General features: G+C 70.8%; 22 protein-coding genes. 9 read left to right on the forward strand and 13 right to left on the reverse strand.

The features are described 5' to 3' along the window. Nucleotides 1–50 precede the first annotated feature (50 nt). Entirely contained in the window at nt 51–230 is a 180-nt protein-coding gene (locus tag OG2516_RS06020) for a DUF4169 family protein (protein ID WP_007254743.1), read from the forward strand. A gap of 1 nt (nt 231) precedes the next feature. After that, the gene (locus OG2516_RS06025) at nt 232–459 is read left to right on the forward strand and encodes a ribbon-helix-helix domain-containing protein (protein WP_007254744.1); all 228 of its coding nucleotides are present in this window, start codon (nt 232–234) and stop codon (nt 457–459) included. Between the two features lies 1 nt (nt 460). Here OG2516_RS06025 and OG2516_RS06030 read toward each other — a convergent pair whose 3' ends face one another. The 3 genes from OG2516_RS06030 to OG2516_RS06040 all read right to left on the reverse strand — a co-directional run bounded on the left by OG2516_RS06030 (nt 461) and on the right by OG2516_RS06040 (nt 3,630). Continuing rightward, nucleotides 461–754: a hypothetical protein gene (locus OG2516_RS06030; protein WP_156799279.1), complete on the reverse strand. Its 294-nt coding sequence runs from the start codon at nt 752–754 to the stop codon at nt 461–463. Nucleotides 755–1,048: 294 nt separating this feature from the next. Next, on the reverse strand, nt 1,049–2,401 hold the full coding sequence (locus OG2516_RS06035) for a cytochrome P450 (protein ID WP_007254746.1): 1,353 nt from the start codon (nt 2,399–2,401) through the stop codon (nt 1,049–1,051). Next, entirely contained in the window at nt 2,398–3,630 is a 1,233-nt protein-coding gene (locus OG2516_RS06040) for a hypothetical protein (protein ID WP_007254747.1), read from the reverse strand. The genes OG2516_RS06035 and OG2516_RS06040 overlap by 4 nt, the downstream gene beginning before the upstream one ends. 145 nt (nt 3,631–3,775) lie before the next feature. Between OG2516_RS06040 and OG2516_RS06045 the strand changes: the two genes are divergently transcribed. Then, nucleotides 3,776–4,564: a SapC family protein gene (locus OG2516_RS06045; RefSeq protein WP_007254748.1), complete on the forward strand. Its 789-nt coding sequence runs from the start codon at nt 3,776–3,778 to the stop codon at nt 4,562–4,564. Here OG2516_RS06045 and OG2516_RS06050 read toward each other — a convergent pair. After that, on the reverse strand, nt 4,561–5,313 hold the full coding sequence (locus OG2516_RS06050; RefSeq protein WP_007254749.1) for a cytochrome c biogenesis CcdA family protein: 753 nt from the start codon (nt 5,311–5,313) through the stop codon (nt 4,561–4,563). The genes OG2516_RS06045 and OG2516_RS06050 overlap by 4 nt on opposite strands. Before the next feature lie 96 nt (nt 5,314–5,409). On the opposite strand from OG2516_RS06050, the gene OG2516_RS06055 reads away from it, so the two are divergent. Beyond that, on the forward strand, nt 5,410–5,640 hold the full coding sequence (locus OG2516_RS06055) for a sulfurtransferase TusA family protein (protein WP_007254750.1): 231 nt from the start codon (nt 5,410–5,412) through the stop codon (nt 5,638–5,640). A 62-nt stretch (nt 5,641–5,702) separates the two neighbouring features. On the opposite strand, the gene OG2516_RS06060 is transcribed toward OG2516_RS06055, so the two are convergent. The 7 genes from OG2516_RS06060 to purC all read right to left on the reverse strand — a co-directional run bounded on the left by OG2516_RS06060 (nt 5,703) and on the right by purC (nt 14,189). Beyond that, nucleotides 5,703–8,297, reverse strand: a complete 2,595-nt coding sequence (locus OG2516_RS06060; RefSeq protein ID WP_040614993.1) for an Rne/Rng family ribonuclease — start codon at nt 8,295–8,297, stop codon at nt 5,703–5,705. Between the two features lie 491 nt (nt 8,298–8,788). Continuing rightward, complete coding sequence (locus OG2516_RS06065; protein WP_040614994.1) at nt 8,789–10,126, reverse strand: sigma-54-dependent transcriptional regulator; 1,338 nt, start codon at nt 10,124–10,126, stop codon at nt 8,789–8,791. Nucleotides 10,127–10,133: 7 nt separating this feature from the next. Further along, nucleotides 10,134–11,843, reverse strand: a complete 1,710-nt coding sequence (locus OG2516_RS06070; protein ID WP_007254753.1) for a sensor histidine kinase — start codon at nt 11,841–11,843, stop codon at nt 10,134–10,136. A gap of 94 nt (nt 11,844–11,937) precedes the next feature. After that, a complete protein-coding gene (gene purQ, locus OG2516_RS06075; protein ID WP_007254754.1) occupies nt 11,938–12,606 on the reverse strand; it encodes a phosphoribosylformylglycinamidine synthase subunit PurQ in 669 nt (222 codons plus the stop codon). Then, nucleotides 12,603–13,103, reverse strand: a complete 501-nt coding sequence (locus OG2516_RS06080) for a DUF3592 domain-containing protein (RefSeq protein WP_007254755.1) — start codon at nt 13,101–13,103, stop codon at nt 12,603–12,605. Before OG2516_RS06080 ends, purQ begins: the two co-directional genes overlap by 4 nt. A gap of 85 nt (nt 13,104–13,188) precedes the next feature. Further along, a complete protein-coding gene (purS, locus tag OG2516_RS06085) occupies nt 13,189–13,416 on the reverse strand; it encodes a phosphoribosylformylglycinamidine synthase subunit PurS (RefSeq protein WP_007254756.1) in 228 nt (75 codons plus the stop codon). 11 nt (nt 13,417–13,427) lie between these two features. Continuing rightward, on the reverse strand, nt 13,428–14,189 hold the full coding sequence (purC, locus tag OG2516_RS06090) for a phosphoribosylaminoimidazolesuccinocarboxamide synthase (protein WP_007254757.1): 762 nt from the start codon (nt 14,187–14,189) through the stop codon (nt 13,428–13,430). Nucleotides 14,190–14,355: 166 nt separating this feature from the next. Here purC and OG2516_RS06095 point away from each other — a divergent pair, with 166 nt between their 5' ends. The 3 genes from OG2516_RS06095 to bmt all read left to right on the forward strand — a co-directional run bounded on the left by OG2516_RS06095 (nt 14,356) and on the right by bmt (nt 17,693). After that, nucleotides 14,356–14,670 carry a DUF1476 domain-containing protein gene (locus OG2516_RS06095; protein ID WP_007254758.1) on the forward strand — a complete coding sequence of 105 codons (315 nt, stop codon included), beginning with the start codon at nt 14,356–14,358 and terminating at the stop codon, nt 14,668–14,670. Nucleotides 14,671–14,790: 120 nt separating this feature from the next. Further along, nucleotides 14,791–16,668, forward strand: a complete 1,878-nt coding sequence (locus tag OG2516_RS18910) for a phosphatidylglycerol lysyltransferase domain-containing protein (protein ID WP_007254759.1) — start codon at nt 14,791–14,793, stop codon at nt 16,666–16,668. After that, a complete protein-coding gene (bmt, locus tag OG2516_RS06105) occupies nt 16,665–17,693 on the forward strand; it encodes a betaine--homocysteine S-methyltransferase (protein ID WP_007254760.1) in 1,029 nt (342 codons plus the stop codon). The genes OG2516_RS18910 and bmt overlap by 4 nt, the downstream gene beginning before the upstream one ends. A 1-nt stretch (nt 17,694) precedes the next feature. Here bmt and OG2516_RS06110 read toward each other — a convergent pair whose 3' ends face one another. After that, the gene (locus tag OG2516_RS06110; RefSeq protein ID WP_007254761.1) at nt 17,695–18,777 is read right to left on the reverse strand and encodes a PA0069 family radical SAM protein; all 1,083 of its coding nucleotides are present in this window, start codon (nt 18,775–18,777) and stop codon (nt 17,695–17,697) included. Nucleotides 18,778–18,945: 168 nt separating this feature from the next. Here OG2516_RS06110 and OG2516_RS06115 point away from each other — a divergent pair, with 168 nt between their 5' ends. Further along, the gene (locus OG2516_RS06115; protein ID WP_007254762.1) at nt 18,946–19,653 is read left to right on the forward strand and encodes a corrinoid protein; all 708 of its coding nucleotides are present in this window, start codon (nt 18,946–18,948) and stop codon (nt 19,651–19,653) included. Nucleotides 19,654–19,657: 4 nt separating this feature from the next. Continuing rightward, nucleotides 19,658–20,290 carry a DUF1638 domain-containing protein gene (locus tag OG2516_RS06120; protein ID WP_007254763.1) on the forward strand — a complete coding sequence of 211 codons (633 nt, stop codon included), beginning with the start codon at nt 19,658–19,660 and terminating at the stop codon, nt 20,288–20,290. Nucleotides 20,291–20,359: 69 nt separating this feature from the next. On the opposite strand, the gene OG2516_RS06125 is transcribed toward OG2516_RS06120, so the two are convergent. Next, entirely contained in the window at nt 20,360–20,788 is a 429-nt protein-coding gene (locus OG2516_RS06125; protein WP_007254764.1) for a SufE family protein, read from the reverse strand. Nucleotides 20,789–20,832: the final 44 nt, after the last annotated feature.

The raw sequence follows: 20,832 nt of genomic DNA on the forward strand, positions 1-20,832 counted from the left end.
GACAGGCGGGGCGGGCCGGTAGGCTCTGGGCATCGCCGCGTGAGGGAATCATGAGCAAGGTCGTCAATCTTCGCCAGGCCCGGAAACTGCAGGATCGTGCCACCCGAAAGAAGCTCGCCGACGAGAACGCCCTGCGCCACGGGCGCAGCAAGGCGCAGCGGCTGCTCGAGGCGGCGGAGTCGCAGAAGATGAAGCTACGGCTCGACGCGCAGAAGTTCGACGAGGGCTGAGGTGGCCGACGGCCGCCCCGTCAAGCGCTCGCTCACGCTGCGCGGTCACCGGACGAGCGTGTCGCTCGAGGACGCGTTCTGGACCGCCTTCCGCGACATGGCGAAGGCGCGCGGGCAGACGCTGAACGGGCTGGCATCGGAGATCGACGAGGGGAGGGAGTCGGACATCGGGCTCGCCTCGGCGATCCGTGTCGCGGTGCTGCGCCACGCCCAGGGGCGTGGCGGCTGACTCACTTGGAGCTGTAGAGCGCGGCGCGGATGCGCGCGAGCGCCTCGGCCTCCTGCTCCTCGGTCTGCACCCGCACCGCGCGCACGGGCGTCGGCTCGGCGCGGCGGACCTGCGAGGGGTCGCGCGAGAGGTCGGACTTGAAGAGGTCGAGCAGCTCGTTAACCTCGACCTTCTCCTGCGGCGGGCTCGTCTCGCTCTCGCGGGACTGGCGCACGACCGTCATGATCGTCTCGAGCGTCTTGAGCAGGCCGGGCGTCGGCCGCGGCTTGCCTTCCATTTCTTCAACAAGAGCCATGGGCAGCACTCCTATTGCACGTCAATTGTTCGCGGCCCCCGCCGCTTGAGCCCTTTATCCGCCATATTCTCGGCCCGGGGAATGCCCCAATTCGGCCCCAATCCTCTGCGGGATGCGGCGGGGGAAGGATGTAAGTCATTGACAATGCTCTGTGAATGAATGGATCGAGGGCAGCCCCCGGCCGCCGTGCGGGCGCCCGATTGTTCTGCGGCGCAGCGGCGGGCGTCGCCGGCGCGGAACCAGTGCCCGGGGCGCGCCGGAACTGTTTCGGGCAATTGCGGCGGGGCGAGAGAATCATGGCTGCCTCGGGGCCAGACGCAGCCAGATGCCGTCGGCGGAGCGCACGGTGAGGTGGGCGACGGGCACCGGCGTGCGGTCTTCGACCGGGGTGACGCGGTAGGCGCGCAGGATCAGCGCGAGCAGCAGCACGCCTTCGATCATCGCGAACCCCGCCCCGGTGCAGACGCGCGGGCCGGCCGAGAACGGGATGTAGGCCTCGCGCGCGCAGGCGCGGCCGTTGTCGCTGGCCCAGCGGGCGGGGTCGAACTCGTCGGGCCGCTCCCAGAGGCGCGACTGGCGGTGCAGGTGCCAGGGGCTCAGCACGACCTGGGCGCCGGGCGAGACCGCGCGGTCGCGAAAGGTCTCGGGGCAGCGCGCCTCGCGCACCATCATAGGCACCGGCGGGTAGAGGCGCAGCGCCTCGCGGAAGACGTCGCGGGTGATGCGCAGGCGCGAGACGGACGCGAAGTCGTCGCTGGCCCCGGCGGCCTCGGCGGCGACCTTGTCCTGCCAGTCGGGGTAGAGGGCGAGCAGGTAGAGCGCCCAGGCCAGCGCGGAGGCCGAAGTTTCGTGGCCCGCGAGGAAGAAGATCGCGACCTGGTCGACCATCTCCGCGTCGCTGAAGGTCTCGCCCGTTTCCGGATCGCGCGTGGTCATGATCTTGGTGGCGAGGTCGTCGGGCGCGCGGCCGGCCCTGATCTCCGCGCCACGCTCCGTCGTCAGCCGGGCGATCAGTGCGCGGATACGGTGCGCGCTGGCCCGGGTCTCGCGGCGGAAGAAGCGCGGCAGCCAGCGGGCGGGGATGAAGGCGGCGAGGTTCAGGATCGGCTGGCTTCGCTGGTAGGTGCGGAACTCGGCAAACACCTCGCGGGCGAGCGCGTGCTCGATCGGGATCGAGAACAGCGTGCGGAAGATCACGTCGGCGGCGGCGTGGCTGGTCTCGGCCTCGATCTCGACCGGCCTGCCGTCGGCCAGCGGCCCGAGCCGGGCCACGGCCGCCTGCCCCGCCGCCCACATCGCCGGGTAGGTATCGCGCAGCCGCCCGCCCTCGAAGGCCGGATCGATGATGCGCCGCTGGCGCTTCCATTGCGCGCCGTTGGTGAGGAACACCGACTGGCCCAGCAGGGGCCGCAGCCCCGCGCCGATGCGGTCGGACTTCGGAAAATCGTCGGGCCGCTCCTGCAGCACGCGCTTCACCAGCGACGGGTCGTTGACGAGGTAGGAGCGGAAGAACGGCGTGCGGAACTCGGCCATCCACGCGCGATAGAGCTTCTCGGGCTGGGCCGAGAGGATGTCGCGGCGAAACAGCCGCAGATAGCGCCAGAGCGAGACCCGCTCGGGCCGGGAGGCCGGCTTGGGCGGGATCATGCGGCCTGGCTCGTGTACTTGGACGCCGGGCGGTCGATCAGGCTCTTCGAGGGCGCGCGCCCGGCGAAGCGGTCGGCCAGCGTGAGGGGGCCCGCGGTGATGCGGAAGTAGTCGTAGTCGCCCGGCCGGTCGAAGGCGCAGAGGTACTGGAAGTGCAGCCGGAAGAAGCGCCAGCGCAGTTCCTTCCAGCGCGCGGGGCTGAGGGTCTGGGTGAAGGCGGCGGAGATCACCAGCGGCCAGCGTTTGTCCGCGGGCGCGACGCCGCTGACGGCGACCGGATCGCACAGCGCGAAGGCGCAGCCGTCGCCGGGCGCGGTCACGTCGACCCATGTCAGCTCGTGGCGCGCGGAGAGGTGGGCGAGATCGGCCCGCAGCCGCTCGGCGCGCGGCAGGAAGGAGACCATGGGCACCACCTGCCCGAGCGACAGGAAGGCGAGCGCCGGACCGTTGGCGCCCACCCTGCCCTGCCGGATCAGGTCGGCGAGGATCGACACGCCCAGATGCGCGCCCGACGAGTGGCCGACGACGAGCACCTCGTCCACATCCTCGGCCAGCGCCGCGCCGATACGCTCGGCGAACTCGGCCATGCGCGCCTCGAGCTCGGGCGGATTGGCGCCCTTCCAGCGGGCCGAATAGGCGTAGTCGTGCATGAGGTAGTGGGCGAAGAACTTGCCGTCCTTCCTCTTGAACCAGCGCAGCACGGCGGCGGCGACGAGCGCGAGCACCGCGAGGCGCAGCGCGGCGACCGGCCAGCCGGCGAGCCCCGCGACCGCCGCCGCCCCGGCCAGCAGCGCCCCGGCGGCGAGGCCGAGGCCGATGGCGAGCGCCAGTTGCAGCAGCAGCATGCCGACGGGATAGAGTGCCGCAATCACCGGACCCTTCCTGAGCCACATCAGCCGCCGCAGCGCGCCGCTGGCGATGTAGGTCCAGGCGCAGCGGACGAGCTGGGCGTAGGTGGCGGGGATCGACGTCGCCATCGAGCCGCGCACGATGTCGGACCAGACCAGCACCTCGACGTCCGCCGCGACCTCGGCGCCGTCCATCCGGCCGGTGACGTGCCAGCCGTAGGGGCCGCCGCCGCGCTTGGGCGCGAGCGCGATCTCGTAGCCCGAGATCGCCGCCTGCGCCGCGCCCTCCTTGCGGTAGAGCTCGCGGTAGCGGCGGGGGTGGATCGGGTCGTAGCCCGGGATGTAGAACACCCGCCGCCTGCTGACCTTGTCCTGACTCATCGCGCACGCTCCTCTGGATTGTCTCAACCTAGAGGGCAAGTGCGGCCAGAATAAGAAGATTGTCCGGCATATGGCGCAGACGGAAAGGCTTGGTCTGCGCGGCGGGCTCTTCTAGGCTGACCCGAGGACAACAGGGGACAGGGCCATGGCGAAGCAGTTGATGATCTACGAGCGGGCGGTGCCGATCAGTTCCGAGCGCCACCGCGACTGGTCGGTCGAGACGGGCGGCAATTACGGCTTCGCGCGCGAGGTGAACTCGGTGCCGCTGCTGGCGGCGGAGTTCATCCCGGCGGCGACCGACCACGCGATCGTCTTCGCCGGCAGCGAGGAGGCGGTGTTTCCCTCGGTGATCCTCGGCATCCGCGACAACGAGAACAGCCATGTCGGACCCGACGGCAGCTGGACGGGCGGCTACATCCCCGCCTTCCTGCGGCGCTACCCGTTCGTGTTCTCGCGCTCCGACGACGGCGAGACATTCACGCTGTGCATGGACGAGGAGTACGAGGGCTTCAACCAGGACGGGCGCGGCGAGCGGCTGTTCGACAGCACCGGCCAGCGGACCCAGTACCTCGAGTCGATACTCAACTTCACGCGCGAGTATCAGACCCTGTTCGACCGCACCCAGCAATTCTGCGCCCGTCTCGTGGAGCACGACCTGCTGCGGCCCGGCCAGGCGAACTTCAACCTCGGCGATCTGGGCCAGGCGCAGCTCGGCGGCTTCTTCACGCTCGACCGCCAGAAGCTCAAGGAGCTGCCGCAGGAGGTGTTGTCGCAGATGCTCGCGACCGACGAGCTGGAGCTGTGCTACGTGCACCTGCAGTCGCTCAACAACCTCACCCCGATGGCGCAGCGCATCGCCGCGGCCGGCGGGGCGGCGGCGCCCGACGGCGACGGTGATGGTGGCGCGGGAGCGCGCGAGTCCGAGGAGGCCTAGCCGAGCCGGCCGAGGACCGGCACGGTCTCGAGGAGCCAGTAGGAAAAATCAGAGAACTGGCCGGTCACCATCATCAGGCCGACGGTCCAGAGCAGCAGCCCCGAGACCCGCTCGATGCGGCCCATGTGGCGCTTCATCCACGCCATCGCGCCCTTCATGCGCGGGAAGAACGCCGCGACGAGCAGGAACGGGATGCCGAGCCCGAGGGCGTAGAAGACGAGCAGCGCGGTGCCGCGCCCCATGTCGGCTTCGGAGGCGGCGAGGCCGAGGATCGCCCCGAGGATCGGCCCGAGGCACGGGGTCCAGCCGAAGGCGAAGGCGAGGCCGAGGACGAAGGCGCCGAAGGCCGAGCCGCCCCGCTCGCCTGCGTCGAGCCGGGCCTCGCGGTCCATGAAGCCGATGCGGAAGATGCCGAGGAAATGCGCGCCGAAGATCATGATGACGATCCCCGCGCCCCAGACGAACCAGTCCTGGAACTGCAGGAACATCCGCCCGAGCGCCGAGAAGGCGAAGCCGAGCAGCAGGAACACCGTCGACAGCCCCAGCACGAAGAACGCCGCCGCCACCGTCACCTTGCGCCGCGACGCGGCCTCGCCGTCGAGCTCGTTGACGCTGACCCCGCCCATGTAGGCCAGGTAGGGCGGCACGATCGGCAGCACGCAGGGCGACAGGAACGACAGCAGCCCCGCGACGAGCGCGATCAGCAAGGCCGGCAGCAGCGTGGCGTCGAGAAGAAGAGCGGCATCCATGCCAGGGTGTTAGCCCCTCCCGGGAGCGCCGTCACCCGAACAACGCTCACGTTGTGGTGGACGGACTGCAACATCCGCCCTACCAGAGCCGCCATGATGGATGACGTTGACGCCGAACTCGACGCCCGCGGCCTGCTCTGCCCGCTTCCCGTGCTGAAGGCCCGCAAGCGGCTCAAGCCGCTGGCCTCCGGAGCGGTGCTGCGGATGCTCGCCGACGACCCCGCCGCGATCATCGACGTGCCGCACTTCTGCGCCGAGGCGGGCCACACCCACCTGGGCTGCGAGGACGGGGGCGGCCACCAGGTTCACCTGATCCGCAAGGGCTGAGGCCGGCAACGCAAAAGGCCGCGCCCGGGGGCGCGGCCTTTCGTCGTCGGTGGTGAAGGGCGTCAGCCCCGGCCGATGGACCACCAGCCGCGCCGCTTCGGCTTCGGCTCGTCGTCGGCCTCGGCCGCGACGGGCTCCGGCTGCGGCTCGGGCTCGGCGGCAGGTTCCGGCGCGGGCTTGGGGGCCGGCTCGGGCGTGGGCTCGACGGCGACGGGTTCCGGCGTCGGGTCGGGCAGGCTCGCGGCCTCCTCGGCCTCGGGCGTCGGAGCAGGCTCGGACGCAGGCTCCTCGGCGGCGGGCGCCGGCGCTTCGGGCGCCGGCTCGGCCGGCAGGGGCGCCGCCTCGTCGGACGTCGGCGCGGCCACCTCGGGAGCGGCGGCCTCCGACTCGGCGGGCGCGGCCTTGCGGGCGCGCGCGCCGCCGCGGGTGCGGGTGCGCTTCTTCGGCTTGGCCTCCTCGGCCTCCCCCTCGCCCTCGGGCGCGGGCTCGGCGGGAGCCGTCTCGGCCTCCGGCTTGGCTTCGGCATTCTCGGCGGACGCGGCCTGGGCCTCGTCACCCTCGCCATTGCCCTCGCCGTTCCCGCCCTTGCGGCGGCGCCGGCGACGACGGCGCTTCTTGGGCTTCTCGTCGCCCGACTCGCCCGTATCCGGCGTCTCCTGGGCTTCCTGAGCCTCGTCCTCTTCCGCAGCCGTCTCCTCGACCACGGCCTCTTCCTCGTCCATCGACGCGGTCTCGGAGGACACGACGACAGGCGCCGCCTCGGCCACGACGCGGGTCGCGGTCTTGAACTTCTCGAGCGCGAAGTCGGGCGAGATCATCGTCACGTCGCCCTCGACACGCACGGACAGGCCGTAGCGCGCCTCGATACCGGCGATGTGCTCGCGCTTCTGGTTGATGAGGAAGTTGGCGATGCTCACCGGGGCACGCACCAGCACCTCCTTGGAGCGGCCGCGCACGCCCTCTTCCTCGATCTGGCGCAGGATCGAGAGCGCCACGTTGTCGTCGGAGCGCAGCAGGCCCGTGCCGTGGCAGTGCGAGCAGGGCTGGGTCGTCGCCTCGAGCATGCCGGGGCGCAGGCGCTGACGGCTCATCTCGAGCAGGCCGAAGCCCGAGATCCGGCCGACCTGGATGCGGGCGCGGTCGGTCTTGAGCTTCTCCTTCATCCGCTTCTCGACGGCGGCGTTGTTCTTGCGCTCGTCCATGTCGATGAAGTCGATGACGATGAGCCCGGCGAGATCCCGCAGACGCAGCTGGCGGGCGACCTCGTCGGCGGCCTCGAGGTTGGTCTTGAGCGCAGTCTGCTCGATCGAGCCTTCCTTGGTGGCGCGGCCCGAGTTGACGTCGATGGCGACGAGCGCCTCAGTCACGCCGATCACGATGTAGCCGCCCGAGGGGAGCTGCACGGTCGGGTTGAACATGGAGTTCAGGTAGCTCTCGACCTGGTGGCGCGCGAAGAGCGGCATCGAGTCCTGGTAGTTCTTCACGTTCTTCGCGTGGGACGGCATGATCATCTTCATGAAGTCCTTGGCCGTGCGGTAGCCGGCCTCGCCCTCGACGATGACCTCGTCGATCTCCTTGGAATAGAGATCGCGGATCGAGCGCTTGATGAGGTTGCCTTCCTCGTAGATCGGCGCGGGCGCGATCGACTTCAGCGTCAGCTCGCGGATCTGCTCCCAGAGGCGCTGGAGGTACTCGTAGTCGCGCTTGATCTCGGTCTTGGTGCGCTGGCTGCCGGCGGTGCGGATGATGAGGCCCGCGCCCTCGGGCACGTCCATCGCGCCGGCGATCTCCTTGAGCTTCTTGCGGTCGGCGGCGTTGGTGATCTTGCGGGAGATGCCGCCGCCGCGGGCGGTGTTGGGCATCAGCACGCAGTAGCGGCCGGCGAGGCTCAGGTAGGTGGTGAGCGCCGCGCCCTTGTTGCCGCGCTCTTCCTTGACGACCTGCACCAGCATGATCTGGCGGACCTTGACGACCTCCTGGATCTTGTAGCGGCGCGGACGCGGCTTGCGCACGGGGCGCACGTCGTCGGTGTCGTCCTCGTCGGCGACCGACTCGATGTCGGCGGACGGATCGGGCTCGTCGCCCGAGGCGTCCTCGTCGGCGGCGGGCGTCTCGACGGGCGTCTCGGGGACGGTCTCCATCGGGCTCAGGCCCTCGTCGCCCTCGCCCTCGCCCAGGTCGATGGTCTCCATGCCCTTGATCTCGGACGCGGATTCGTCAGACGCCGCATCGCCGCCCTCGACCTCGCCGGTCGCGACGGGATCGGCCGTCTCGGTATCGGCGGCCTTGGGCTTGGCGCGCGAGCGCGAGCGGCGCTTCTTGGGCGCGGGCTTTTCCTCGGCCTCGTCCTCGGCGCGCTGGCTCTCGGCGTAGGCCTTCTCCTCCGCCAGCAGCGCTTCGCGGTCGGCGACGGGGATCTGGTAGTAGTCGGGGTGGATTTCCGAGAAGGCGAGGAAGCCGTGGCGGTTGCCGCCGTAATCCACGAAGGCGGCCTGCAGCGACGGCTCCACGCGCGTCACCTTGGCCAGGTAGATGTTGCCCGCTAGCTGGCGCTTGGCCTGGGCTTCGAAGTCGAACTCCTCGACCTTGTTTCCGTCAACCACCACGACGCGGGTCTCTTCCGCGTGGGTGGCATCGATGAGCATTTTCTTTGCCATGTTATCCGTATGCATGTCAGCGCCGGGACCGCCCCGGGGGGCGGCGCGCAGGGTCTGCCATGTCTGATTGTGGCGACGGGCATGGCGCGGTCGGCGGGGCCCCTCGGGGCCGCCATTCTGCCGACTTGTCGCGCCTCGCGCCGCATCGCGTTTCTTCTCCGGCGCCGGCTTGGGGGGCGGCGCCTGTTCTGGCCCTGGCGACTCGTGACAAGGGCCGGGGCTGCACGGGTGGCCCGAAGGCCCGATCGGTCTGTCAGAGGCGGCAGGATCGGAGATCCGCAAATGCCTGAAACAGCGAAACTTATCGGCCGCTGACGCGCTACTCCGCGCGGACGGCCGTAAGTCTACATAGAGGAAGTGGCGCTGGCTTTACAATGGCGAATTGCTGGCGCAACGCGTCGCGGAGGCTGACCGACGGGACACGGTCGCCCCTGCCCCGACGGCAATGCCAGCGAGTTCCGCGCCTTGGCGCGCGAAGCTCGCCCGGCGCTTCAGCCCTGCAGGTAGTCGGACCGCTGCAGGTTGTACTTGGCCATCTTCTCGTTGAGCGTCCGGCGCGGCAGGCAAAGCTCCTCCATCACCGCCACGATCGAGCCCTTGTGGCGGCGCATGGTGTTGTCGATGAGCATCCGCTCGAAGGCCTCGACGAACTCCTTGAGCGGCTTGCCCTCGGTGGTCATCGCGGGCTCGCTCTCCTCGTTGTCGGCCATCAGCAGCGAGGCGATGGTGCCGGTGCCGCGGCGGTTCTGCAGCACCGCGCGCTCGGCGACGTTGATGAGTTGGCGCACGTTGCCGGGCCAAGGAGCCTGCAGGAGCTGCGCCGCCTCCTGCGCCGAGACCTGCGGCGCGTCGCAGCCGTATTCGTCGGCGAACTGCTCGGACAGGCGCGTGAACAGCGTCAGGATGTCCTCGCCGCGCTGGCGCAGCGGCGGCACCGTGACGCGCAGGGCGGCGAGGCGGTAGAACAGGTCGGCGCGCAGCACGCTCTCGCAGGTCTTGCCCTCGTCCTGCAGGTTGCAGATGGCGATGATCCGGGTCTCGGCCGGGGTGCCCTGCTCGTTGAGCGCGGTGAGCAGCCGGGCCTGCAGCGCCGGCGACAGCGCCTCGACGTCCTCGAGCACCAGGGTGCCGCCGCGGGCCTCCTCCATCGCCGGGATCGGATCGTCCTGCTCGACAGGGCCGAACAGCCGGCGCGACAGCGCCTCCTCGTCGTAGGCCGAGCAGGCGATCAGCACGAAGCGCTTGTTGGCGCGCGCCCCCACCGCGTGCAGCGCGTGCGCCACCAGCGTCTTGCCGGTGCCGGTCTCGCCCTCGATCAGCACGTGGCCGTCGGCCTGGCCGAGATCGAGGATATCCTCCTTGAGCCGCTCCATCACCGGCGAGGCGCCGATCAGCTTGGACATGATCGCCGAGCCGTCCGACAGCTCCTTGCGCAGCGCCCGGTTGTCGAGCGTCAGGCGCCGCGCCTGCGTCGCCTTCTTGGCGAGCTCGGTCATCCGCTCCGGGTTGAACGGCTTCTCGAGGAAGTCGTACGCGCCGATCCGCATCGCCTCCACGGCCATCGGCACGTCGCCGTGGCCGGTGATCATGATCACCGGAAGGGTGCTGTCCACGCCCTTGAGCTTCTTCAGGAACTGCATCCCGTCCATCCCCGGCATCTTGATGTCGGAGACGACGATGCCCGGGTAGTCGGGCGTGAGCCCCTTCAGCGCGTCCTCGGCGGAGGCGTAGGTTTCGGTATCGTAGCCCGACAGCGCCAGCCACTGGCTGATGGACTGCCTCATGTCCTTCTCGTCGTCCACGATGGCGATCTTCATAGCCTGGGCCATGCAATCCTCACTCTGCTGCGTCCAGTTCTTCCTGGTCCTTGTAGATAGGCAGCCGAACCTCGAAGACCGCCCCTCCGTCGACGGCGTTACGTGCAGTCAGGCGCCCGCCGAAGTCGGTCACGATGCCCGAGGAGATGGCGAGGCCCAGCCCGACGCCGTCGCCGGGCTGCTTGGTGGTGTAGAACGGCTCGAACAGCGCATCGAGGTCCTCGATGCCCGGCCCGTTGTCGCGCACCGTCAGCCGCACGGTCTCGCCCGCCGCGAGCAGGATGTCGATCTGCGGGTCCTCGGCCGATTTCGTCGCATCGAGCGCATTCCTGAGCAAATTGATGATGACCTGCTCCAGTCGGAGCCGGTCTCCGAGTATCAACACCGGATCGCTCGGAAGGGTCCGTGTGATATCCACAGTCCGCTGCTTGAGCTGCGGCTCCATCATCGACAGCGCCGACAACACCGCGGCGCGGGCGTCCACCGGCTCGAACTGCTCGGCGCCCTTCCTGGCGTAGCTCTTGAGCTGCTTGGTGATCGCGCCCATCCGCTCGATCAGGTCGTCGATGCGCTGGAACGAGGCCAGCGCCTCCTCGGTGCGGCGGCGATTGAGCAGCAGCCGGGCGCCGGCGAGGTAGGTCCTCATCGCCGCCAGCGGCTGGTTCAGCTCGTGGCTCACCGCCGCCGACATCTCGCCGAGCGCGGCGAGCTTGGAGCTCTGCGCCAGCGTCTGCTCGGCGACCTCGAGCGACTTCTCCATCTTCTCGCGCTCGGCGATGGCGCGCTGCAGGCGCTGGTTCAGCTGGCGCAGCTCGGCCGACTCGCGCTGGAAAAACACAATCCGCGACGCCGCCTTGCGGCTCAGCAGCCAGAAGATGCCGGCGAGCAGGATCGCGAAGGCCATGATCTCGAGCGCCAGCACCCCGTTCACCCGCTCGCGCACGCTGGCATAGGTGGTGAAGGTCACCATCTTCCAGCCGCGGAACGGCACCCGGGTCTCGACCCGCATCACCGCCTCGCCGCGCAGGTAGGCGTCGATCGGCAGGCTGGTCCAGTCCTGGGTGACGCGGATCGCCCGCTCGATGGCCGAGGGCGCCGATTGCAGCTCCAGCGCCTCGCTCTCCTGCAGCCCCCGCCAGCGCGGCTCGGTCGACAGGATGATCTCGCCCTCGCTGTCGGCCACGAACACCGCGTCGGCGATCCCCGCCCAGGACCGTTCGAGCCGCGACAGATCGACCGTGACGACGATCACGCCGATGGCGCTGCCGCCGTCCTCGATCTTGCGCGCGTAGGCGAACTGGTAGCCGCCCGTCGTCTGCTCGGAGACGGTGAACACCGTGCCGCTCGCGCGCAGGGCGTCTACGAAGTAGGGCGAGTGGCGGTGCCCCTCGCCCAGCCGGTTGCGGTCGGACGCCGCGACGACGCGGCCCATGCGGTCGAGCAGCAGCAGCGACGCGGCGTCGATCTCCTCGAGGAACGACATCAGGCGCTGGGTCGACTGGGTGTAGTCCGACGAGTTCAGCGCCCCGATCAGCGCCGGGTCGCGGGCGAGGAGCTGGGGCACGATGGAGGCCCGCTGCAGCTCGCTCATCAGGTTGCCCACGTAGAGCGTCGAGCGGACCTCGGCGCGGTTGCGCGTGTTGGCCGTGAAGCGCTGGGTGAGGAACTGGTTGGTGATGTAGACGACGACGATGGCGAGGACGACGAGCACCGCGAACGCGGTGCGCATGGGCCAGCGGAGACTGGCCCGCGTCACGGGTCTGGCCTTCTCGGACATGGCGGCAATCTACGGCCCGGCCGGAGCCGCGGCAAGGCGAGCGGGCTCAGGCGGCCACCAGCGCGCCGGCCAGCGAGCGGAAAAGCGCCTGCCCGTCGGTGCCGCCGTGGCCCTCGTCCACCGCCCGCTCCGGGTGCGGCATGAGCCCGAGCACGCGGCGGTTCTCCGACAGGATCCCGGCGATGCCGTTCTGCGAGCCGTTCGGGTTCTCGGCGTAGCGGAAGGCGATGCGATCTTCGCCGGCGAGCCGGTCGAGGATGTCGCGGTCGGCGAAGTAGTTGCCGTCGTGGTGCGCCACCGGGTAGCGGACCACCTGCCCCGCGCGGTAGCCCGAGGTGAAAGCGCTGTCGGCGGTTTCCACCGTCAGATCAAGGGTCTTGCAGACGAACTTCAACCGCGCATTGCGCATCAGCGCGCCGGGGAGAAGGCCGGTCTCGGCGAGCACCTGAAAGCCGTTGCACACGCCGATGACGAAGCCGCCCCGCCTCGCGTGGTCGACCACCGCGCGGCAGATTGGCGACTGAGCCGCGATGGCGCCGCAGCGCAGGTAGTCGCCGAACGAGAAGCCGCCGGGCACCGCCACGAGGTCGACGCCGTCGGGCAGCCCCCGGTCCTTGTGCCAGACCATCGCGACCTCCGCTCCGGCGGCTCGCAGCGCGACGGCCATGTCACGGTCGCAGTTCGACCCGGGAAAGACGATGACGGCAGCTTTCATGACGGCTCCTTGCGCCAGAAGATCCAGTTGAGCAGGGCCCAGACGAGCAGCGCCACGGCGAGCGCCGCCACCCCGAACCCGGCGAGCACGAGCGGCACGAACCACATCCCGACCCACGTGTCCATGCGCACGTTGCCGCGCTCGCCGGGGATGACCCGGATCGGGGCCGTGTCGCCCAGGTCGAGATTGAAGGAGGAATGGCCCGACCCGACGCTTCCGCGGGTGCTGTCGCCGTTCACCTCGTACGCGAAGACCGGCTCGTAGTTGATTGTGCCCCGGTCGAAAATCGTCTCTCCGTGCCACTCGTAGCTCTCGATCACCGTGCCCGTCACCCGCTCCGAGCGCAGCTGGTAGAGCAGTGCCTCGCCCGCGAACAGCAGCGCGGCGGCGAAGCAGAGCAACGGGAAGAAGACGACGACCCGGAGCCGCCCGCGCCCGCTCATGCCGCGCAGCCGGCGCGAGGTCAGCAGGCGGCGGCTGATCCGGTGCAGGTCCATGGCGCGCACGCTACCGCGCCGCCGGTTCGCCGGTCAATCGAGGGGTGCCGGGCTGAAGCCCGGCCTACAGGGGCCCGGCGCACCCTCACATCTCGATGCGGTAGCTCTCGATCACCGTGTTGGCGAGCAGCTTCTCGCACATCTCGCCGACCTGCGCCTCGGTGGTGCCCTCGGCGAGGTCGAGCTCGATGACCTTGCCCTGCCGGACGCTCTCGACCCCGTCGAAGCCGAGCGCGCCGAGCGCGTGGTGCACCGCCTCGCCCTGGGGGTCGAGCACCCCGTTCTTGAGCATCACGTAGACCCGGGCCTTCATCGGCGCCCCCTTCAGTTGATCAGCGTCGGTTTCGGCATGTGCGTCGCGTTCGAGGGCATCACCCCGAGCCGCCGCGCCACTTCGGTATAGGCGTCGGTGAGGCTGCCGAGGTCGCGGCGGAACACGTCCTTGTCGAGCTTCTGGCCCGTCTCCATGTCCCACAGGCGGCAGGAATCGGGGCTGATCTCGTCGGCGACGACGAGGCGCTGGTAGTCGTTGTCCCAGATCCGGCCGATCTCGATCTTGAAGTCGACGAGCTTGATGCCGACGCCGAACATCACGCCCGACATGAAGTCGTTGACCCGCAGCGCCAGCGCGACGATGTCGTCGAGGTCCTGCTGCGTCGCCCAGCCGAAGGCGATCACGTATTCCTCGGGCACCAGCGGATCGCCGAGCTTGTCGTCCTTGTAGGAGAACTCGATGATCGGGCGCGGCAGCGCGGTGCCTTCCTCGAGCCCGAGGCGCTTGGCCATCGAGCCGGCGGCGAAGTTGCGCACGATGACCTCGAGCGGGATGATCTCGACCTGCCGCACCAGCTGCTCGCGCATGTTGAGCCGGCGGATGAAGTGGGTCGGGATGCCGACGTTGCCGAGGCCGGTCATGAAGAACTCGCTCAGGCGGTTGTTCAGCACGCCCTTGCCCTCGATCACCGCCTGCTTCTCGGCGTTGTTGGCGGTGGCGTCGTCCTTGAAGTACTGCACGAGCGTGCCCGGCTCGGGGCCTTCATAGAGGATCTTCGCCTTGCCTTCGTAGATTTTCTTGCGGCGCGCCATGGGGGTCCTCGAATAGAACTGGGTCCGCAGCCTGCGCGGCGCGGACATGGTGGCTCCTCTTATGGCAACCCCCTTCAGACGGCAAGCGTCCGGCGTGCCGGAGCGGTTGCATGGAGGCCGCCGGCGCGCCATATCAATCTTGTCACCACGACCAGGGAGCAGGCCCATGACCACCTTCGATGATCGCGAGCACGCGTTCGAGGCGAAGTTCGCCCACGATGCGGAGATGCAGTTCAAGGCCGAGGCCCGGCGCAACCGTCTGCTCGGCCTCTGGGCCGCCGAGAAGCTCGGCAAGAGCGGCGGGGCGGCCAGCGCCTACGCCATGGAGGTCGTGAAGGCCGACTTCGAGGAGGCGGGCGACCACGACGTGTTCCGCAAGCTGTCGAACGACCTCGGAAGCAAGGCCGACGAGGCCGAGATCCGCGCCAAGATGGCGGAGCTGATGGTCGAGGCGAAGGCCCAGCTGCTGAAAGAGATCTGAGGTCGCCGCGGCATTAACCTCTTGATGCGATGAGGGGGCGGTCTTAAGCCGCCCTTCATCAATCGCTGCGACAAGCGGCCCTGCCCCGACGCGCGGGCGCAGCCCGGAGATCCCACTCACATGACAGACTTGCGCCCCGGCGCGCTGCACCTGGTCGGCCTGACGGTCGGGGCGCTGCTGATCTGGCTGCTCGTGCAGCGCCTCGAGGGGGTGGACCTCGCCGCCGTCGCCGACGCCGTGCGCGCCGTCAGCCCCGGCCGCCTCGCCCTCGCCGGCCTCGCCGCCGCGGCGAGCTTCGCCGCGCTCGGTGCCTACGACGCCACCGTCCACGGCGCGCTCGGCACCGGCGTCGGCACCGGCCGCGCGCGCCGCGCCGGCATCCGCGCCGTCGCCGTGGGGCAGGTCACGGGCATGGGCGCGATCGTGGGCGCGCTGGTGCGCTGGCGCAGCCTGCCAGAGCTGACGCTGGCGCAGGCGATCCACGTCTCGGCCCTCGTCAGCCTCAGCTTCATGGCCGCCCTGCTGCCGCTCGCCGCGCTGGCGGCCTGGCTGTTCCTCCCCGCGATGCCCGGCCAGTCGGCGCTGCCGCTGCTCGCGCTGGTGGCGCTGGCCGTCATCCTGCTCCTGCCCCGCCTGTCGGCCCGCCTGCCCCGCCTCGCCGCGCTGACCGGGCGGCTCGGCGGCCGGCCGATGCTGCGCCTTTGCCTCTGGGCGGCGCTCGACACCGGCCTCGCCGCGCTCGCGCTCTGGCTCTGCCTGCCGGCGGGGGCCGTGCCGTTCGGCCCGCTGCTCGCCGCCTACCTCGTCGGCCTCGGCGCCGGGCTGATGACGAACGCGCCCGGCGGCCTCGGCGCGTTCGAGCTGACCCTGCTCGCGCTGCTGCCCGTCGTCCCCGAGGGCGAGCTGCTGGCGGCGGTGCTGCTGTTCCGCCTCGTCTACTTCGCCATCCCCGCCCTCCTCGCGCTGCCCGGCCTGATCGCGCCGCGCCCGCCGGCGAGCGGCCTGCGCCGCGCCGACGGACGGCAGGCGGCCGCTCTGCTCGCCGACGCGCCCTGCCCCGAATGGGCGCTCGCGCGCCAGCAGGGCGAGCTGCGCCACGGCCCCGGCGGCGCCCTCTTCCTCTCCCGCGCGCCCCTCGTCCTCGCCACCATCGGCCGGACCCTCGGCACGGCACCGCTCGACGATCTCGCCGCCCTCGCCCGCGACGAGGCCCGCCTGCCCGCCCTCTACAAGTGCGATGCCCGCACCGCCGCCCGCGCCCGCGCGCAGGGTTGGGCGGTGCTGGGCATCGCGCGCGACGGCCGCATCGCGCCCCACGGCTGGACCACCGCCGGCGCGCGTCACCGCCAGCTGCGCCGCAAGCTGAACCAGGCCGCCGGCGCGGGCCTTGCCGTCCAGGCCGCCACCGCGCCGCTGCCGCTCGACGCGATGACCGGCGTCGCCGCCGCCTGGGCCGCCGCGCACGGCGGCGAGCGCGGCTTCTCCATGGGCACCTTCTCGCCCGCCAACCTGCGCCACCAGCGCACCTTCCTCGCCTGGCACGACGGCGCGCTCGCCGGCTTCGTCACCTTCCACGCCGCCCCCTGCGGCTGGGCGCTCGACCTGATGCGCCAGCGCCCCGACGCGCCGACCGGCACGATGCACGCCCTCCTCGCCGCCGCCCTCGACACCGCCCGCGCCGAAGGCGTGGGGCGCGTCTCGCTCGCCGCCGCGCCGGATGTCGCCGGCCGCTTCGCCGCCCTGTCGCGCTACCTTCCCACCGGCCTCGTCCAGTTCAAGGAGAGCTTCGCGCCGCGCTGGCAGCCGCTCTACCTCGCCGTGCCGCACCCCCTCGCGCTGCCGGTCGTGCTCGCCGCGCTGATCTGGCAGATCCGGCGCGGCCACAGCCGCCGCCCGGCCGCCGCTCCGGTGCAGGAGAATGATGAGGATTTTGCATTTGCACCCCCCGCCCCCGCGTGGCAGGGCGCATCCATCAGCAGATGCGAGCCCCCGACATGACCGACGCCCTCACCCGCCTCCTCGCCGACCGCGACTGGATCCTCGCCGACGGCGCCACCGGGACGACCCTGTTCAACATGGGGCTCCAGTCGGGCGACTCGCCCGAGTTCTGGAACGTCGACCACCCCGAGCGGATCAAGGCGCTCTACAGCGGCGCGGTCGAGGCCGGCTCCGACCTGTTCCTGACCAACTCCTTCGGCGGCAACGCCGCCCGCCTCAAGCTCCATGACGGCCAGGACCGCGTCGGCGAGCTCAACCGCCGCGCCGCCGAGATCGGCCGCGAGGTCGCCGACGCCGCCGGCCGGCCGGTGGTCGTCGCCGGCTCCGTCGGCCCCACGGGCGAGATCATGGCGCCGATGGGCGTGCTGACCCACGAGCTCGCCGTCGAGATGTTCCACGAGCAGGCCGAGGCCCTGAAGGCCGGCGGCGCCGATGTCCTCTGGGTCGAGACGATCTCCGCCGCCGAGGAATACAAGGCCGCCGCCGAGGCGTTCGCCCTCGCCGACATGCCCTGGTGCGGCACGATGAGCTTCGACACCGCCGGGCGCACGATGATGGGCTTCACCGCCGCGCAGATGGTCAAGATGGTCTCCCGGCTGCCGAACCCGCCGATCGCCTTCGGCGCCAATTGCGGCGTCGGCGCCTCCGACCTGCTGCGCACCGTGCTCGGCTTCTCCGCCGCCGGCCCCGAGAACCCGATCATCGCCAAGGGCAACGCCGGCATCCCGCGCTACGTCGACGGCCACATCCACTACAACGGCACGCCCGAGCTGATGGCCGAGTACGCGCTCATGGCCCGCGATTCCGGCGCCACCATCATCGGCGGCTGCTGCGGCACCACGCCCGACCACCTGCGCGCCATGCGCGCCGCCCTCGAGACCAAACCCAAGGGCGACGCGCCCACACTCGACACCATCGTCGCCACGCTCGGCGAGTTCTCCTCCGCCTCCGACGGCTCCGACGGCAACAGCCCCGCCCCGGCCGAGCGCCGCGGCCGCCGCCGCGCCCGCACGTCGCGCGACTGAGTCAGAACAGCGACAGCTGGTCGCCCGGCCGCGGCGGCACGTGGAACAGGTCGGTGCGCAGGGGCCGCAGGTCGTTCGACAGGCCGAACCGCCGGCGCGCCACCTCGTAGCGCGCCCGGATCAGGTCGGCCCACGGCCCCTGCCCCGTCATCCGCCGCCCGAAGGCCGGGTCGTAGTCGCGCCCGCCATGCAGCTCGCGCACCCGGTTCATGATCCGCGCCGCGCGGTCCGGATAGGCCTCGGCCACCCAGTCCCGGAACAGCCCCGCCACCTCGCGCGGCAGCCGCAGCACGATGGCGCTCGCCGCCACCGCCCCCGCCGCGGCGCCCGCCTCGAGGATCGCCTCGAGCTCGTGGTCGGTCAGCGCCGGCACCACCGGCGAGGCCATCACCCGCACCGGCACCCCGGCCTCCGCCAGCACCCGGATCGCCCGGAGCCGCCGCTTCGGCCCCGGCACCCGCGGCTCCATCGCCCGCGCCGTCGCGTCGTCGAGCGTGGTGACGGAGATGCCGACCCGCGCCAGCCCCTGCGCCGCCATGTCGGCGAGGATGTCCACGTCGCGCTCGATCAGCGCGCCCTTGGTGACGATCGAGACCGGGTGGCGGAAATCGCGCAGCACCTCGAGCACCGCCCGCATGATCCCCCGGTCCTTCTCGATCGGCTGGTAGGGGTCGGTGTTGGTCCCGATCGCCAGCACCGCCGGCCGGTAGCCCTTCGCCGACAGCTCGCGCACCAGCACCCGCGGCATCTCGGGCCGCGCCACGAGCCGCGTCTCGAAGTCGAGCCCCGGCGACAGGCCCAGGTAGGCGTGGCTCGGGCGGGCGAAGCAGTAGATGCAGCCGTGCTCGCAGCCCCGGTAGGGGTTGAGCGAGCGCTCGAAGGCCACGTCGGGCGAGGTGTTGCGGGTGATCGCCTTGCGCGGCCGCTCCACCGACACCTCGGTGCGCAACGGCGGCAGCGCCTCGTCGCGGCCCCAGGCGTCGTCGACGGCCTCGGTGGCGTAGCGCTCGAACCGGTTGGTCTCGTTGCTCGACGCGGCACGGCCACGGCGACGCTCGGCGGGTATGGGGGGCGGCGTGTCCATCGAGTCGGCAGACTAGAACAAAAGAAGAACGCACAAAAGAGGCTCATCATGCTGATGTCCACAATTCATTTGTATCCGAGTCGCAGGCGGGGCAGGTGATGTCGGAAATCGCCGCGCCACCGGCGTCCTGCCGTGCAACTGCGGCAGAAGGACCTTCGGAGAACTGCCATGGCTGACGAAGACGACGAGATCATCCTCTCCGAACTCAGCGACGAAGACCTCGTCGCCCAGATGTTCGACGACCTCTACGACGGCCTCAAGGAGGAGATCGAGGAGGGCGTCAACATCCTCCTCGAGCGCGGCTGGCCGCCCTACAAGATCCTGACGGAAGCGCTCGTCGGCGGCATGAAGATCGTCGGCGACGATTTCCGCGACGGGATCCTGTTCGTGCCCGAGGTGCTGCTCGCCGCCGGCGCGATGAAGGGCGGCATGGGCATCCTCAAGCCGCTCCTCGCCGAGACCGGCGCGCCCCGGATGGGCAAGATGGTGATCGGCACCGTCAAGGGCGACATCCACGACATCGGCAAGAACCTCGTCAGCATGATGATGGAAGGCGCCGGCTTCGAGGTGGTCGACCTCGGGATCAACAACCCCGTCGAGAAGTACCTCGAGGCGCTCGCCGCCGAGGAGGCCGACATCCTCGGGATGTCGGCGCTGCTGACGACGACGATGCCCTACATGAAGGTGGTGATCGACGCGATGAAGGAGCAGGGCATCCGCGACGACTACATCGTGCTCGTCGGCGGCGCGCCCCTCAACGAGGAGTTCGGCCGCGCCATCGGGGCCGACGCCTATTGCCGCGACGCCGCCGTCGCGGTCGAGACGGCCAAGCAGTTCGTGGCGCGCAAGCACAACCAGATGGCCGGCAGCGCCTGAGCCGGTGGAAACCCCGAGCGACCGCGACCTGACCCGCACCGGCCTCGCCCCCGCCGGGGGCGGCCGCGTGCTGGTCCTCGCCTGCGGCGCGCTGGCGCGCGAGATCCTCGCGCTGATCCGGCTCAACGGCTGGACCCACGTCGACCTGCAGTGCCTGCCCGCGATCCTGCACAACCACCCCGAGCGCATTGCCCCCGCCGCCGAGCGCGCGCTCGACGCGGCGGCGGGCTACGAGCGCGTCTTCCTCGCCTACGCCGATTGCGGCACCGGCGGCGCGCTGGCCGAACTCTGCCGCCGGCGCGGCATCGAGATGATCGCGGGCCCGCACTGCTACGCCTTCTTCGACGGCCTCGCCGCCTTCGAGGCGGCGGGCGAGGTCACCGCCTTCTACCTCACCGACTTCCTCGCGCGGCAGTTCGACACCTTCGTCTGGCGGCCCCTCGGCCTCGACCGCCACCCGGAGCTGCGCGAGCTGTACTTCGGCAACTACGAGAAGGTCGTCTACCTCGCCCAGACCGACGACGCGGCCCTGACCGAGCAGGCCCGCGCCAGCGCCGCCCGCCTCGGCCTCGCCTTCGAGCGCCGCTTCACCGGCTACGGCGACCTCGCCGCCGCGCTCGAGCGCGCCGCCGCCTGACGTCCCGCCGCCCCCCCTTCATCTGGCCGCAAACATGCCGGGGGTCCGGGGGCAGCGCCCCCGGCGGGCTCAGCCCGCCGCCGCCCGGGCCGCGAGCGCGCGGACGCGCTCCACCATCGCGCGCAGCCCGTTGCTGCGCTGCGCCGACAGGTGGTCGTTGAGCCCGAGCCGCGCGAAGGCCGCGCGCGCGTCGACGGCGCCGACCTCGCGCACCGGCAGCCCGTCGTAGAGCGCGCCGAGCACCGCGATCAGCCCGTTGACGATCATCGCGTCGCTCTCGCCGGCGAAGTGGAACACCGCCTCCGGCCCCTCGCCGTCGATGCGCGGCACCAGCCAGACCTGGCTCGCGCAGCCCTCGACCTTCGTGGCCGGCACCCGCAGCGCCGGGTCGAGCGGCGGCATCGCCTTGCCGAGCTCGATCACGTGGCGGTAGCGCTCTTCCCAGTCGTCCAGGAACTCGAACGTCTCCGCGATGTCCTCGAATGCCGGCTGCGCCATGGTCGCTCCCTTGCCTGAAGGTCACGCAGATAATCCCGCCGGCG

This window comes from Oceanicola granulosus HTCC2516, from assembly GCF_000153305.1.
GTDB classification, from domain to species: domain Bacteria; phylum Pseudomonadota; class Alphaproteobacteria; order Rhodobacterales; family Rhodobacteraceae; genus Oceanicola; species Oceanicola granulosus.